This is a genomic window from Paenibacillus sp. FSL M7-0420 (assembly GCF_038002345.1).
Lineage (GTDB): Bacteria > Bacillota > Bacilli > Paenibacillales > Paenibacillaceae > Paenibacillus_AQ.
Map to the genome: position 1 here is coordinate 5,596,781 of NZ_JBBOCJ010000001.1, position 14,797 is coordinate 5,611,577.

Consider the following 14,797-nt stretch of genomic DNA (forward strand, 5'->3'; position numbering starts at 1 on the left):
AATGTCTTCGTTGCAGAAGACGATTCTCCATAGAAAGGAGGTGATCCAGCCGCACCTTCCGATACGGCTACCTTGTTACGACTTCACCCCAATCATCTACCCCACCTTCGGCGGCTGGCTCCCTTGCGGGTTACCCCACCGACTTCGGGTGTTGTAAACTCTCGTGGTGTGACGGGCGGTGTGTACAAGACCCGGGAACGTATTCACCGCGGCATGCTGATCCGCGATTACTAGCAATTCCGACTTCATGCAGGCGAGTTGCAGCCTGCAATCCGAACTGAGACCGGCTTTGCTGGGATTGGCTCCACCTCGCGGCTTCGCTTCCCGTTGTACCGGCCATTGTAGTACGTGTGTAGCCCAGGTCATAAGGGGCATGATGATTTGACGTCATCCCCACCTTCCTCCGGTTTGTCACCGGCAGTCACTCTAGAGTGCCCAGCTTCACCTGCTGGCAACTAAAGTCAAGGGTTGCGCTCGTTGCGGGACTTAACCCAACATCTCACGACACGAGCTGACGACAACCATGCACCACCTGTCTCAACTTTCCCCGAAGGGCACCTGATGCATCTCTGCTTCGTTAGTTGGATGTCAAGACCTGGTAAGGTTCTTCGCGTTGCTTCGAATTAAACCACATACTCCACTGCTTGTGCGGGTCCCCGTCAATTCCTTTGAGTTTCAGTCTTGCGACCGTACTCCCCAGGCGGAGTGCTTACTGTGTTAACTTCGGCACCAAGGGTATCGAAACCCCTAACACCTAGCACTCATCGTTTACGGCGTGGACTACCAGGGTATCTAATCCTGTTTGCTCCCCACGCTTTCGCGCCTCAGCGTCAGTTACAGCCCAGAAAGTCGCCTTCGCCACTGGTGTTCCTCCACATATCTACGCATTTCACCGCTACACGTGGAATTCCACTTTCCTCTTCTGTACTCAAGTCACCCAGTTTCCAGTGCGACCTCAGGTTGAGCCCAAGGTTTAAACACCAGACTTAAATAACCGCCTGCGCGCGCTTTACGCCCAATAATTCCGGACAACGCTTGCCCCCTACGTATTACCGCGGCTGCTGGCACGTAGTTAGCCGGGGCTTTCTTCTCAGGTACCGTCACTCCGGCAGCAGTTACTCTACCGGACGTTCTTCCCTGGCAACAGAGCTTTACGATCCGAAAACCTTCATCACTCACGCGGCGTTGCTCCGTCAGGCTTGCGCCCATTGCGGAAGATTCCCTACTGCTGCCTCCCGTAGGAGTCTGGGCCGTGTCTCAGTCCCAGTGTGGCCGTTCACCCTCTCAGGTCGGCTACGCATCGTCGCCTTGGTGGGCCGTTACCCCACCAACTAGCTAATGCGCCGCAGGCCCATCCCCAAGCAGCAGATTGCTCCGCCTTTCATTCTCTCCTCAGGAGAAGAAAGAAATTATCCGGTATTAGCTACCGTTTCCGGTAGTTATCCCAGGCTTGAGGGCAGGTTGCCTACGTGTTACTCACCCGTCCGCCGCTAAGTTTGAAAGGAAGCAAGCTCCCTTTCAAACTTCGCTCGACTTGCATGTATTAGGCACGCCGCCAGCGTTCGTCCTGAGCCAGGATCAAACTCTCCAAATTGGTATTTAGAAAGAGCGATTGCTCATTTTGAAACATCTGACGAGAATGGTTACATTCTCTAATTTCGGATCTCACCGAAGTGATCTCCAGATACTCACTCGTTGTTCAGTTTTCAAAGATCAAGCTCGTTGTTAGCGCCGCTCACCGCGTCACCAGCAACTTTTATAATATAACATGTTCTTCTTATGAATGCAACACTTATTTTCGATGAAGCAAAGTGTGTATTCATCAGAGCAACATGTCCAACCTTCTTGCAAGGCACCTGCCTTGCGACTGGATATATAATATAGCATGATATATACCTGCTAACAACCCTTAATTTCTACCATTTTTTGAGATAGTACTATAGACTTTCATAGATATCCTATACAAGCCTCTATACCTGTATAAGCATGCCCAAAAGCACATGCCGGCCCTCATATCTAGCAGGACCTGCATGTGCAACCCTCTCCTTAGGGACTATCCTCTTAATTCGGAATCCAAGGAGTGTGATTTTTCTTATCTGTACTTGAACGTCCGCTTGAGTTCGAACGCGGCTTGGCGTGGGCCTTATCCTTGGCGGCAGAGGTCTGGCTGGAGGTTTTCGCTTTTGCCGCTGCCGGTTTGGATTTCCCTGGTTTTGTATCCTTTGCTGCTGTGGCCTCAGTGCGCCCTTTATCCGGCACTTCCTCCGCTTCCTCCACTACAGGCTCAGGAATCTGAATCTCGGGTACGCGGTTGTGGGCGAAATTCTCCATGCCCGGATAAGCCGGATATGGCGGAATATTCGATACCATAGGCTGTTCATACATCGGTGACACCGCGTTAGGCATGGCATTCATTCCTCCGGCATAAGGAGAGACCATCCCCATCTGCGGCATGCCGTACACCGGATACCCGTTATACATCGGCTGCTCATAAGGATAGGGCTGAATCGACATTGCGCCGCATCCGCAGGAAGGCCACGGAAGATTAACCTGCTCATTCTGGTACTGCGGAGCAAACGCAGCATTGTCACTGACAGGGCTGACTCCTGACATATTCACATTGTCATAATCCGGTGCTGCATTAGGATACCATGCTCCTGGGTATTGTCCAGGCGGACAAGGATTAACCGGCTGAGCATAGAACGGCGGGCATTCCGGCATAAACGCTGCAGGCTGAACATAACTTGGAGCGTTATTCATGTTATTCATGTTATTCATATTGTTCATATTGTTCATATTCATATTGTCCATTGGCTCATATACGGGATACACGGGTGCATAATTCATAAAATAAGGATTCTCGCTGAGGCCGGGATAGCCATCGTTCTTTCCCCACGGCGAGGTTTTACCCTCATCCCAGGCGGCAGGCTGAACCTCTGACTTATGATGCACTTCTTTGGTTTTCTCTTTCTGCGCGGGAACAGAGATTTGCACATACAAGCTTTGTTTCTCATGGACGGCTTCCTGAACCGGTTTGACTTCCGGCGCTTTGTTAGGTGCAGGGTTAGGTGCAGGAACCGCCAACGGGATAGGGACTGCTTCTGCAACAGGTGCAGGAACTGGCGCCGGTGCGGGAGCCGGCTTTTCGATGACACCAGTGTAGGTTTTACCGCCAATCGCCGTTTTATCGACCACTGCCGGAGCGGTGGACTGAGCCTGAATTGGGGTCGTATTAGCTTTTACCGGATCGATGGATTGGGCCTGGATTGGAGCAGTACTGACTTTCTTAGGGATATTCACGACTTCACCCGTCATCAGTGCATTAGGGTTCTTAAGCTGCGGGTTGGCATCAATCATATCCTTGAGTGTAACTCCCCAAGCCTTGGAGAGCTTCCATAAGGTATCGCCCTGCTTGACTGTATGCTTATAGTAGATATCGTTGTTGTCCGGAACAGGCAGAGCTACGGGCGCAGCCGGGATCTTAACCTTGTCTCCTACAGCAAGTACATCTGGATTGGTGATTTGCGGATTGGCCTCGATTATTTTTTGCAGCGGCACTCCATACTTCTGTGATAACGCAAACAGCGAATCACCTTGCTTAACAATGTGTATTTTCACGCAGCATTTACCTCCTAAAAGTATCTATTGATCGGCACTGCACCCCGGTTCAGGGATGATAGCCCTCCAGATTCGGTAGTTGCGGTACAGCCGCCTCCTTCGTTACTACATCTTATGCAGCCCATGGGCGAATGACATCCCTATATGCAAAAAAAATCCTTCCATGCTTGGCATGAAAGGATTTTTCTCTATTCGCTCACGCGAAATTACTGTACTATTCCCAAACCTTATAGCCGTCTTTATCAACCACATTGCGGAATTCTTCCAGCAATTGCAGGGTAATCGGCCCGGCCTGGCCGGAACCGATGACTCTGCCGTCGATCTCACGGGCAGCAATAACTTCAGCCGCTGTTCCGGTGAAGAAGACTTCATCGGCAATATAGACATCATGCATGGTGAACGGCTCTTCCTTCAGCGGCAGTCCCAGCTTCTCACACAGCTCAATGATCGCCAGACGGGTGATTCCCTCCAGGGCGCCCAGGTAACAAGGCGGTGTATAGACTACCCCTCTTTTGATAATGAAGATATTATCGCCGGAGCCTTCGGTTACATACCCTTGAGCGTTCATCATGATCGCTTCATCGGCTTCCGCCAGATTCGACTGAATCTTCACCAGAATATTGTTGAGATAGTTCAGCGATTTGATCTTCGGATTCAGGGCATCCGGGAGATTGCGGCGCTGGGAGACCGATACGGCACGAAGTCCGTTCACATAAGCCTGCTCCGGGTAGATGGCGAGCTGCTCAACAATGATAATTACACTCGCTTTGGGGCAGCGGCGCGGATCAAGACCCAGGTTGCCGGGACCGCGTGATACGATCAGCCGGATGTACCCGTCCCGCATTTCGTTCAGGCGGATTGTCTCGGCCATGGCCTCCAGCATCTCATCATAGGTCAGCGGAATGTCCAGCATAATCGACTTCGCCGAATCATACAGCCTGTCCAGATGCTCCTTGCACTTGAAGATGTTGCCGTTATAAATACGGATACCTTCAAAGATTCCGTCTCCATATAAAAAACCGTGATCGAATACGGACACCATTGCCTTGTCCTTCGTTACATGTTGTCCATCCAGATAGATCCATTGCTCAGCCATGAACTTACTGCACCTCCGCTTTCTCTTCCTCATAGGTGTATGTGGGATAAGACCCCAGAATCCGTACCTGACAGCCCAAGGCTTTGATCTCTTCAATCGCACCCGGGAGCAGTACCGATTCTATCGGTTCCAGCACATCAATATAGAAATAATAAGTACCCAGCTTCTTCTTCGTCGGCCGTGATTCAATACGGGACAAGTTCAGCTTACGCCAGGCAAAAGCAGCCAACACCTGATGCAGCGCACCAGGGAAATCCTCGGGCAGCGTAACAAGAATACTCGTCTTGTCTCCACTGCTCTTCTGCGGAAGCTCCAGCTTCTGCGGACCAACCAGCACGAACCGCGTGTAATTGTTATTATGGTCTGTAATCTGGCGTTCCACAACCTCCAGCCCGTGCGTAGCGGCTCCAAGCGCGGTACCGATGGCAGCCCAGCCTTTACCGGGATTGCCCTTCACAATCTCCACCGCTTCAGAGGTGCTTCCCACAGCTTCCAGCTCAGCCCAGGGCATAGCCTTACGGATGAACTGCGTGCATTGCGCCATAGCCACCGGATGGGACAGAATCTTGACAATCTTCGTATAATCCTTGTCCCCGTTCTCCTTCGTGAATTCCTGCGGACAGCTGATGAGATTCTGTATCGACGGGAAAATCCACTCCGCCTGCATCGGCAGGTTCACTTCATTAATGAGCCAGTCGATATGCAGGCTGACCGAGCCTTCTATCGTGTTCTCAATCGGAATGACACTGTAATCGGTGACTCCGCCAGCCGTGGACAGAAAGACATCGGAGATGAGCTTATGATGCTCCAGATGAGCAGGGTTACCGCCAAATAAATGCAGCAGCGCTTCATGCGAGACGGAGCCCTGAGGCAATAACGCTATCGATTTCATGACTGTAATTCTCCTTTTATCATATCCAAAAATGATTCGTTTTGCATCCCGTTTCTTTCAAGCAGCTCTGCCGTGACGCCCGTATGGCATGGGGACAGCCATACGGTACGGGAAGAAATCCCGTTCTCCTGCATGGTCTCTGTCAAAAACAGCTCCAGCTCCTGCTTCCGCTGCTCACTGCGGTCCACCATACATAACAGGGTCGGGCCTGCACCGCTAAGCGCAATCCCCAGCGCGCCGTGGCCCGGAGCTTCAGCCAGCAGCTTCTCCATTCCCGGCACCAGCGGTGCACGGTAGGGCTGATGCAGCCGGTCCTGCATCGCTGTGCCAATCAGGTCCAGCCGTCCTGCGGCTAACGCTGCAGTGAGCAGCGAGGTATGGCTGATGTTATGAACCGCATCGCTCACTGTTACCTCCGCAGGCAGTGCCTCTCTGGCCTTGACGGTCTCCAGCTCGAATTCAGGAATGACCACCAGGAATTCCAGCTCCTGCGGCGGCTCAATGCGGATGTAATCGGCATGCTCGCCGTCCCATACGGCCGTAATAATTCCGCCGAAGAGCGAGGCCCCGACATTGTCGGGATGCTTCTCGATCGCTGTAGCCATATCGAACAGCTTCCCCGGACTAAGCGGTGAACCTATCATAGCATTAGCCGCAGCCAGCGCGCCAACAATGGCCGAAGCACTGCTGCCAAGCCCGCGGGTTAGCGGGATTTCCGAATACATGGAGATGGACAGCTCCGGAACCTGGACCCCGGCCTCTGCAAATACCATTTGCGCAACCTTGTAGAGCAGATTGCTTTTGTCCCGGGGAAGACCGGCCATCTCATCTCCATACAGATGAAATACGGTTTCAGCCGCTTCCTCCATTTCAATCCAGGCATACAGCGACAGCGCCATGCCCAGCGTATCGAAGCCCGGACCGAGATTGGCGGTGCTGGCAGGGACCTTCACTCTAGACCTTCCGTAAATACTCATGGCGGGTAAATCTCCTTCATTATATTTGCGCGCAAGCCCTGTGTTCCATGGACACCTGCGATATTTAGCCTTCTACACGGTAATGGCTTTTGATACGGTGAATGACATTCAGTTGCTCCAGGTGGCGCAGCACTTTGTTCATGCTGGCTCTGCTGGCGTTATGTGTGACAATGATAATTTCGGCATCAGGATTATTAGGATTGGCCTGCTGCACAACGGAATCCAGACTGACATCATATTCGGCAAACACCTGGGTAATCTTCGCCAGTACACCCGCCTTGTCATCGACATGGAGCAGCAGGAAGTTTTTGTAATAGATATCCTCGTCACTCTTCAGCTTCTTCTGCTTGTACGGCACAATCTGCTTAAGCCCGTTAACCCCCAGCTTCAGGTTCTTGATAACCGCCACCAGATCCGCCACAATCGAGGTTGCCGTAGGCATCGCCCCTGCTCCCGCACCGTAGAACATCGTCTCACCTACAGCTTCACCATATACATATACCGCATTAAAGACGCCGTTCACGGAGGCTATCGGGTGGTTCGTACGGATCATCGTAGGCTGGACGCTAATGCTGAATGCTTCATCCTGGCGTTCGGCAATTCCGAGCAGCTTCATCTCGTACCCCAGCCGTTTGGCAAAAGCCATATCCTCCTTGCTGACGCCGGAAATCCCGCTTACACTGACATCGCTCAGCTCCACATTGGTCCGGAAGCCCAGCGTGCCCAGAATCGCCATCTTGCGGGCTGCATCCAGTCCCTCCACATCGGACGTCGGATCAGACTCGGCATACCCCAGCTCCTGCGCTTCCCGCAGTGCGTCGAGGTAAGATGCGCCTTCCTGGCTCATTTTGCTGAGGATATAGTTGGTCGTCCCGTTCACAATCCCCATAATCTTCATAATCTTATCCGAGGAAAAGCCTTCGATCAGCGTGCGGATAATCGGAATGCCTCCAGCCACACTCGCCTCATAGAACACATCGCACTGCTTCTCCTGCGCCTTAGCCAGAATCTCCGAGCCGTGCAGGGCCATCAGGTCCTTATTGGCTGTTACAATATGCTTGCCGCGCTCCAGTGCCTCCAGGATGTACTCCTTCGTCCCTGCGATCCCGCCCATGACCTCAACAATGACATCAATCTCCGGGTCACGGATAACGGCCCATGGATCATCGGTAATCTTGGACGGGTCCACTTCGATATCACGCGGCTTCTCCGTATTCTTCACGGCAATCCGTTCAATCAGGATCGGCGAGCCCACCTGGCTGCTCAAATCCTCCTGATTTCCTTCTACAATACGGACAACGCCCGTACCCACAGTACCCAGACCCAGCAGACCTACTCTAACCGGCTTCATTCGTATTCTCACCCCTGACCAATAATTAACGCACGCTTCACACCGGGAATTGCCTTGAGACTGTCCAGCAAGTCGCCCAGCTCTTCATTCAGATGGGAGATCTCGACAGAGATCACCACATTGGCCCGCCCCTGCAGCGGGATACTCTGATGGATGGTCAGCACATTCGCCCCGTGAACAGCCACAGAACCGAGCACCTTGGACAGCATGCCTGACTCGTGCTCCAGATCAATCGAGATCGTCACAATGCGCTCGCGCTCCAGCTGATGAATTAAGTGTATCCCATCTTTGTATTTATAAAAAGCACTGCGGCTAAGCCCGACCTGTTCCACGCCCTCGTGTACGGTTTTGGCATCTCCTGCTTCCAGCAGCTGCTTGACCTGCATGGTCTTCAGCACCGCATCGGGCAATATGTCCTCCCGGACCAAATAATAGCGTTCTTTCACGAACGTCCTCACCCCAAAGACTTTTGTATGTACATAGTGGACATTATACGGGATTGAAGGCTTTTATTGCAATAACTTTCTGCAAACAAGCGAAAAAGACTGTCCCCCTATTAGCTAGGAGGAACAGCCTTCACCTGCAGAACCCGGTCAGCTGTAAGCAATGGTCGTCCCGCAGTAATCACAGCTGGTAGATTGGTTGGGAGCTACCGTATTCTGTGCCCCGCAGCCGGGACAACGGAAAGATTTGGGAAGCTGCTGCGGCCTCGGCTGCTGATAGGACGGCTGCCTTGCAGGCTGCGAGAAGGGAGAGGCATCTGCCTGCCCCACCTGGGCCTGCGGCACTGCATCCGCTCCTTCATGGAAGAGAAGCCCGGAGTCCAGCACCCCGTACTTCTGCAGATAGATAAGATCTCTGTTCACATCGCCTTCGCTCTGCCCGGTGCGGTCAGCCAGATTCCCGGTATAGCGGACTCTGCCTACGGTAATCAATTGCACATATTGATTCGCTAGCTGGGCGAACCGGAACCTGGCCTTGGCTGCACTTCTGGCAAATACGGCCGCAGGCAGAAGCGTTATCAATGAGAACATAATTAACATTCCAATTAACGTACCAGTATCAACGGCGACTTCACTGAAGATGGAATTGACGACAATTCCCATCAACTGCACGAAGCCGCCCACAAATACATGGAACAACAGACTATAATTGACGGGCTTGCGGTAATTTTTATAATGGGTGCTCAGCATGCGTACCAGCGCAAGCACGAGCCCCAACGGCATAAACAAATATCCGGCACCGATAGTTACAATATCAAAAGTAGTCCGCTCATACTTAGGCAGACTATCAGAGGGCTGTCCTTCCCGGCCCGGCAGCAGTCCGCCCGGCTGATTCCCTATCCCCATTGCTGTCTATTCCTCCTATTTAAGCGCCGCCAGCTCCAGGTTACGCCGCTGGAGCGTGCCGGCAATACTCTCCGTTAATTCCTCTGTCTCTGTGTCCCAGCGGGCCGGCAGCTCCTTCAGGACAAGCAGCAGCGCCACATGGTCATGCAGCAGAGAGATCTGCTGCCTAATGATGTCTTCCGTGGCATACAATCCCGGTCTCGATACCGGGTCACTGTAGCGGAATTTCTCCTCCAGAGAATCAATCAGTTCTACCAGCCTGCTTGCCTCAGAATGCTTCCAGGTGCCGGCAATCCCTCTGATCTCCTGCAACTCCTGCATGTGAGTACGCAGGCTCCGCGAAGCGTCCGCAGCCCTGCGCTCCCCGGAGGCAGCATTCCAGCCATACCCGGCAGTAGCTGCGAGCACGAGGGCAGCTATAATCAGGATAAGCAGCTGCTCTCCCGCATACCAGAGCGGACTCAGCTCCAGAAGCCAGTCCAGCAGAATAGCCGAAGCAAGTACCGCTGCCAGATAGAAGGCTATAATTACAGCTCCGCTGATGAATACCGGTGAAGTCCGGCCCGCTTCAGGAGCACGGCGCAGCCATAGCATGCAATATACATAAACCACAGTCTCTGCCATACATACAGCAAGCAGAGTCACTACGAAGCGCGGCAGCGATTCCGAGAATCCAAGTGTGAAGAAGGCACCGGCAGTAACTGCCAGCACAGCAGCATAAAGGACAGTAACAAGACCCGTATATGACCTCTGCCTCTGCATTCCGTTCACCCGTTAGCCGCTCTGGTGCCGCACTCTGGACAGAATTTCTGTCCGGGCTTCAGCTCATGCCCGCAGCCTGCGCACTTCAGGATCAGGCCTTCTCCGCAATGCGGACAGAATCTGGCACCAGGGATGACCGCCTTGCCGCAGCTAGGGCATACCTCATTCTCCGCCTCCGGCGGGGGTTGCAGACTGCGGCCGCAGCCGGTACAGAAGCGGGCATCTGCCGGATTAACGGTTCCGCAGCCCGAGCAGGATTTAGAAGCAGTATGAGGTGCTTGCTGACTGCCTGTACTGCCGTCGAGGGACATGTTCCGGGTCATCCGGGTGGCTATCTCAGCCGCAGGTCCGGCCAGCCCGAAGCCCATGCCGAGCCCCAGCCCCGCATTCATCATGCCCGCCCCTATATTGCCAGGATTGCCTGCTGCCTCCTCCATGGCATCGAAGCTTCGTTCCTGCTGGTAGGTGAAGCCGATAATGTCCATCTCCGCTTTTTTGGCCAAGGCTTCCTTGAGGCGTTGGGTTGCCGGATCATCATCAGGAATATTGATCGAATCAATATAGAAGTTATTAAGTTCAATGCCGCTATCCAGGAATGAGGAGGCCAAGCGCCCCTGAATATGCTTGGAGATTTCAACCACGTAGGCGTTGATCTCCAGGATGCTGATTTTTTTGTGCACCAGATAAGAAGAAATGAGTTCATTGATATTAGACATCAGCAGGCCGCGGAAATAACTGATCATCGTATCCTGATCGAAGACCGGCAGCGTGCCTACCAGCTTCAGCAGGAATTTGCGGGGATCTTCGATCCGCACGCCAAACTGCCCGAAGGCCCGGACCGCTACCATGAGCTTGTACTTAGGGTCCTGCAGCTGCAGCGGTGCACTGGTCCCCCACTTCACATTCATGGAGTTCATCTTGTTCACAAACCATATCTCTGCGGTGAACGGAGACTTGCCGCCGAATGGCAGATTCACCACATTCGACAGAATCGGAATATTCGCTGTGCTTAAGGTGTGGCGTCCGGCTGTGAAGGAATCCAGCGCCTCTCCACCCTTGAACAGAATCGCTTCCTGGGATTCATTCACAATCAGCTGTGTCCAGGTCCCCAGCTCCTGGTTCGGATACTTCCAGGCAAAGACACCCGGAGGCCCGTCATATTTGACTACTTCAATAATTGCCATCTGTCCATTCCCTCTTTCCTGACAGGTATGTATGATATACGCAGATTACACCCTTTGGATTCAACTTAACATCACTTATATAATGATTGTAGTAAATTAATCCAGATATATAAAGAAAACTTTTATTAGCAGAAATAGTTTTGCCACCTGTTTAGCAATAAAAAAAGGCCGCATCCCCCTCTCGGAAGATACAGCCGGTAACCTTGCTTCTCTATTAATAGTAGCTGCTGTTCTCTACAAATTCGAATTCAAAATCAGCAATGCGCACGATCGTACCTTCGACAGCACCGCGTCTGCGCAGCTCGGCATCCACACCCATGTGACGCAAAGTACGGGCCAGCCTAAGTATAGCATCATGTGTGCTTAGCTGCATTCTCTTAATCATCCGCTCAATCCGCGGACTGTTGACTACAAAGGCCTCGTTGTCACGGGTAATCGTGAATGAGTTATCCTCTTCCGCTTCCAGCTTATACACCTTGCGCTCTTTGCCGGCCACTTCTTCCACCACCGGAGCCACAGGAATACTGTCAAGAATATCTGTAGCACGGTAGAGCAGCTCCTGAACGCCCTGACGGGTCAGTGAAGAGATCGGCATAATCTCCAGGTCCGGGCGAAGCTCCGCAACACGCTCACGGAAGGAAGCCAGGTTCTCCTCGGAATCAGGCATATCCATCTTGTTCGCCGCCACGATCTGCGGACGGTCAATCAGCGCCGCATTGTACTGCTTCAGCTCATCGTTAATCAGTACCCAGTCTTCAAAAGGATCGCGGCCTTCCGAGCCGGACATATCCACGACATGAATGATGATACGCGTCCGTTCAACGTGGCGCAGGAACTCATGTCCAAGCCCCACCCCTTCACTCGCGCCTTCAATCAGTCCAGGCAGATCCGCCATCACAAAGCTGCGGCCGTCTCCGACATCCACTACACCCAGGTTCGGGGTAATGGTGGTAAAGTGGTACGCTCCGATCTTCGGCTGGGCAGCGGACACGACCGACAGCAGCGTAGATTTGCCCACGCTAGGGAAGCCTACCAGGCCTACGTCCGCCATGACCTTCAGCTCCATTACGATGTAACGCTCCTGACCCTCTTCCCCATTCTCAGCCAGCTCCGGCGCCGTATTGTTCGCCGTCGCAAACCGGGTATTCCCCCGGCCGCCCCGGCCGCCGCGGGCCACTACAACCTGTTGTCCATGACGGGTCATATCGGCAAGGATCTCCTGGGTATCATCATCAATCAGCACCGTACCCGGAGGAATACGCACGATCATATGATCGGCGTTGGCCCCGTGCTGGCTCTTGTTGCGCCCCTTAATTCCCTTATCCGCCTTGAAGTGCCGCTGATAACGGAAATCCATCAGGGTCCGTAAGCCTTCATCCACGCGGAAGATCACATCTCCACCACGGCCGCCATCGCCGCCGGCAGGACCTCCATCCGGTACATACTTCTCCCGGCGAAATGCTACGAGTCCATCTCCGCCGTCTCCGCCTTTTACATAAATCTTAGCCTTATCTACGAACATAAATGTTCACCTTCCTTACATCTCCAGCGGTAACCGCAGTTCCAAATAACCCTTGGCAGGCTGAACCTGCTCCGCCTTCATGATTTTTCCTTGTACTATATTATAAATTTGCCCCTGAAGCAGTTCGGGATTGTCTTGCTCTCCCTCACCTTTGAAAGAGATCAGAATGTCTCTTCCCTCCTGTGAAAAGCTGAGCTCAAGCTTCCGCGTGTCTCCATGCTGTGTTATTCCGCTGTACTGGTACGCTCTAACCGTCTGCATAACTACCGAAGTCAGCTCAGCTCCTACCTCTGGACTCAGCTTGTCCTCCAGCTGGAGCCCTTCCTCTACCTGTATGTCCAGCTCCAGACTGCTTCTGAACGTACGGAAGGATTGCAGATAGAACACCAGGGAAGGTACTCCCAATTTGGCAATACGGCTGTCCAGCGCAATACGCTCCTTTATTCTTTCCACACATTGTACGGATTTATCAGGCTTGCCCAGCTGGATATATCCGTAAAGCACCTGCAGATCATTCATCCAGTCATGACGATGATGATTCAGTGTCCGGTTTGCCGCCTGCTGCAGAGTATTCTCCTGTATACGCAGTTCCTCTTCATATTGACGCCGGTTGTAAACAAAGCTGAATGCAAGCACTGCCGCTACCCAGACTCCGAGCAGCAGGCATGTGAAAAGGGAGGTTTGCCAATACACGAGACCTAAAGGAAACACTGCGGATAACATGACTGCCCAGACCTTACTTTTCCAGGATTTCATTCTTTCTCCCCGTCCCTTGGTTCGCAAAATTGATTCCAATGTAAGCACTGCTTATCTTGCTTCATATTCACCATTTCCCAGTATAACACAGGCTTTCTCCGCAATCACCAGATTCCCCCACAAAGTGTGGCTTAAGCTTCGATACTTACTCAGGTACTTTGCGGGACCCCGAAACAATTTCAAAAAAAGCCCCCGGCACTGATGCCGGAGGCTTCTCATCTTCATAGGTTCCGTAAGCTTACGCTTCCAGTGCCGCTGCTACCGGAGCGACATCCACCGGATACACGCTCACTTTTTTGCGGTCGCGTCCCCAACGTTCGAACTTCACTACGCCGTCCACAAGTGCGAACAGTGTGTCATCTTTACCGATGCCCACGTTCGTGCCCGGGTGGATTTTGGTTCCGCGTTGACGAACCAAGATGTTGCCGCCGGTTACTGCTTGACCGTCAGCCCGTTTCACGCCAAGACGCTTAGAATGGGAATCACGTCCGTTCTTTGTGGAACCAACACCTTTTTTCGATGCGAATAATTGAAGATCCAATTTCAACATGTTGTCAACCTCCTTCTTCAAATGATGACTTCCTGTATCTGAATATATTTCCTGTAGGATTTAGCAATATCCTTGAGCATCAGCACCATGGATTCCAGCAAGAGCTGTACCTTGGCGGAGACTTCGGGATCATTCACGGGAACCAGGGTTCCGCTTAAGAATCCATGATTCATCGAAGTATCCAGAACAACTCCGGTCAGGCTCTCAATCGCATTCACAGTTCCAACGGTAACCGTCGATACACCTGCGCAGACGATATCCTTGCCATTCCTTGCGTATTCCGCATGCCCCTTGACGGCAAAACCGACAATGACACCTTGAGCAGAAGCCCGTGTAATCCGCACGTTAATCATTAACGCACCTTCTTACGCTTGAATCTTCTCGATAGTTACTTTGGTGTACGGTTGACGATGGCCTTGTTTCTTGTGGTAGTTCTTCTTAGGTTTGTATTTGTAAACTACAACCTTATGACCCTTACCATGCTTCTCGACTTTGGCTGTTACAGACGCGCCGCTTACCAGCGGAGTTCCTGCAGTCAAACCACCTTCGTTAGAAACAGCCAAGACACGGTCAAACGTTACGCTTGCGCCGTCTTCAGCTTCCAGCTTCTCAATGAACAAAACATCGCCCTCTTGGACTTTGTATTGTTTACCGCCAGTTTCGATAATTGCATACATTGTACTTGCACCTCCTCATGTCTCAGACTCGCCTAGTCAAGGTGGCAATCCCCGGAGGAATTA

Annotated in this window: 14 protein-coding genes, 1 rRNA gene and 1 other annotated feature (1 of these 16 only partly in view); all 15 genes read right to left on the reverse strand. The window is 52.5% G+C overall.

Features of this window, described 5'->3' with window-relative positions; translation table 11 throughout:
* Positions 1–33: 33 nt before the first annotated feature.
* A 16S ribosomal RNA gene (locus MKX51_RS23835) occupies positions 34–1,594 on the reverse strand.
* Positions 1,595–2,061: 467 nt separating this feature from the next.
* Positions 2,062–3,618: a LysM peptidoglycan-binding domain-containing protein gene (locus MKX51_RS23840; RefSeq protein ID WP_340994101.1), complete on the reverse strand. Its 1,557-nt coding sequence runs from the start codon at positions 3,616–3,618 to the stop codon at positions 2,062–2,064.
* Positions 3,619–3,832: 214 nt separating this feature from the next.
* A complete protein-coding gene (ilvE, locus tag MKX51_RS23845; RefSeq protein ID WP_340994102.1) occupies positions 3,833–4,714 on the reverse strand; it encodes a branched-chain-amino-acid transaminase in 882 nt (293 codons plus the stop codon).
* A 4-nt stretch (positions 4,715–4,718) separates the two neighbouring features.
* On the reverse strand, positions 4,719–5,606 hold the full coding sequence (gene pheA, locus MKX51_RS23850; RefSeq protein ID WP_340994103.1) for a prephenate dehydratase: 888 nt from the start codon (positions 5,604–5,606) through the stop codon (positions 4,719–4,721).
* Positions 5,603–6,583, reverse strand: a complete 981-nt coding sequence (gene thrB, locus MKX51_RS23855; RefSeq protein WP_340994104.1) for a homoserine kinase — start codon at positions 6,581–6,583, stop codon at positions 5,603–5,605. Before thrB ends, pheA begins: the two co-directional genes overlap by 4 nt.
* A 64-nt stretch (positions 6,584–6,647) precedes the next feature.
* A complete protein-coding gene (locus MKX51_RS23860) occupies positions 6,648–7,934 on the reverse strand; it encodes a homoserine dehydrogenase (protein ID WP_340994105.1) in 1,287 nt (428 codons plus the stop codon).
* 8 nt (positions 7,935–7,942) lie between these two features.
* Positions 7,943–8,380 (reverse strand): ACT domain-containing protein, encoded by a 438-nt coding sequence (locus MKX51_RS23865; RefSeq protein WP_036698990.1) that lies wholly within the window; start codon positions 8,378–8,380, stop codon positions 7,943–7,945.
* A 147-nt stretch (positions 8,381–8,527) separates the two neighbouring features.
* Positions 8,528–9,283: a hypothetical protein gene (locus MKX51_RS23870; RefSeq protein WP_340994106.1), complete on the reverse strand. Its 756-nt coding sequence runs from the start codon at positions 9,281–9,283 to the stop codon at positions 8,528–8,530.
* Positions 9,284–9,298: 15 nt separating this feature from the next.
* Positions 9,299–10,045, reverse strand: a complete 747-nt coding sequence (locus MKX51_RS23875; protein WP_340994107.1) for a hypothetical protein — start codon at positions 10,043–10,045, stop codon at positions 9,299–9,301.
* Positions 10,046–10,050: 5 nt separating this feature from the next.
* Positions 10,051–11,229 (reverse strand): SPFH domain-containing protein, encoded by a 1,179-nt coding sequence (locus MKX51_RS23880; protein ID WP_340994108.1) that lies wholly within the window; start codon positions 11,227–11,229, stop codon positions 10,051–10,053.
* A 214-nt stretch (positions 11,230–11,443) separates the two neighbouring features.
* Positions 11,444–12,751 carry a GTPase ObgE gene (gene obgE / locus MKX51_RS23885; RefSeq protein ID WP_340994109.1) on the reverse strand — a complete coding sequence of 436 codons (1,308 nt, stop codon included), beginning with the start codon at positions 12,749–12,751 and terminating at the stop codon, positions 11,444–11,446.
* A 15-nt stretch (positions 12,752–12,766) separates the two neighbouring features.
* Positions 12,767–13,507, reverse strand: a complete 741-nt coding sequence (locus MKX51_RS23890; RefSeq protein WP_076079456.1) for a Spo0B domain-containing protein — start codon at positions 13,505–13,507, stop codon at positions 12,767–12,769.
* Between the two features lie 238 nt (positions 13,508–13,745).
* Positions 13,746–14,057 (reverse strand): 50S ribosomal protein L27, encoded by a 312-nt coding sequence (gene rpmA / locus MKX51_RS23895; protein ID WP_020429282.1) that lies wholly within the window; start codon positions 14,055–14,057, stop codon positions 13,746–13,748.
* A gap of 17 nt (positions 14,058–14,074) precedes the next feature.
* A complete protein-coding gene (locus MKX51_RS23900; protein WP_340938673.1) occupies positions 14,075–14,410 on the reverse strand; it encodes a ribosomal-processing cysteine protease Prp in 336 nt (111 codons plus the stop codon).
* Between the two features lie 12 nt (positions 14,411–14,422).
* Positions 14,423–14,734 (reverse strand): 50S ribosomal protein L21, encoded by a 312-nt coding sequence (gene rplU, locus MKX51_RS23905; protein WP_036698983.1) that lies wholly within the window; start codon positions 14,732–14,734, stop codon positions 14,423–14,425.
* 14 nt (positions 14,735–14,748) lie between these two features.
* Positions 14,749–14,797, reverse strand: a sequence feature (ribosomal protein L21 leader region) (it continues 37 nt past the right edge of the window).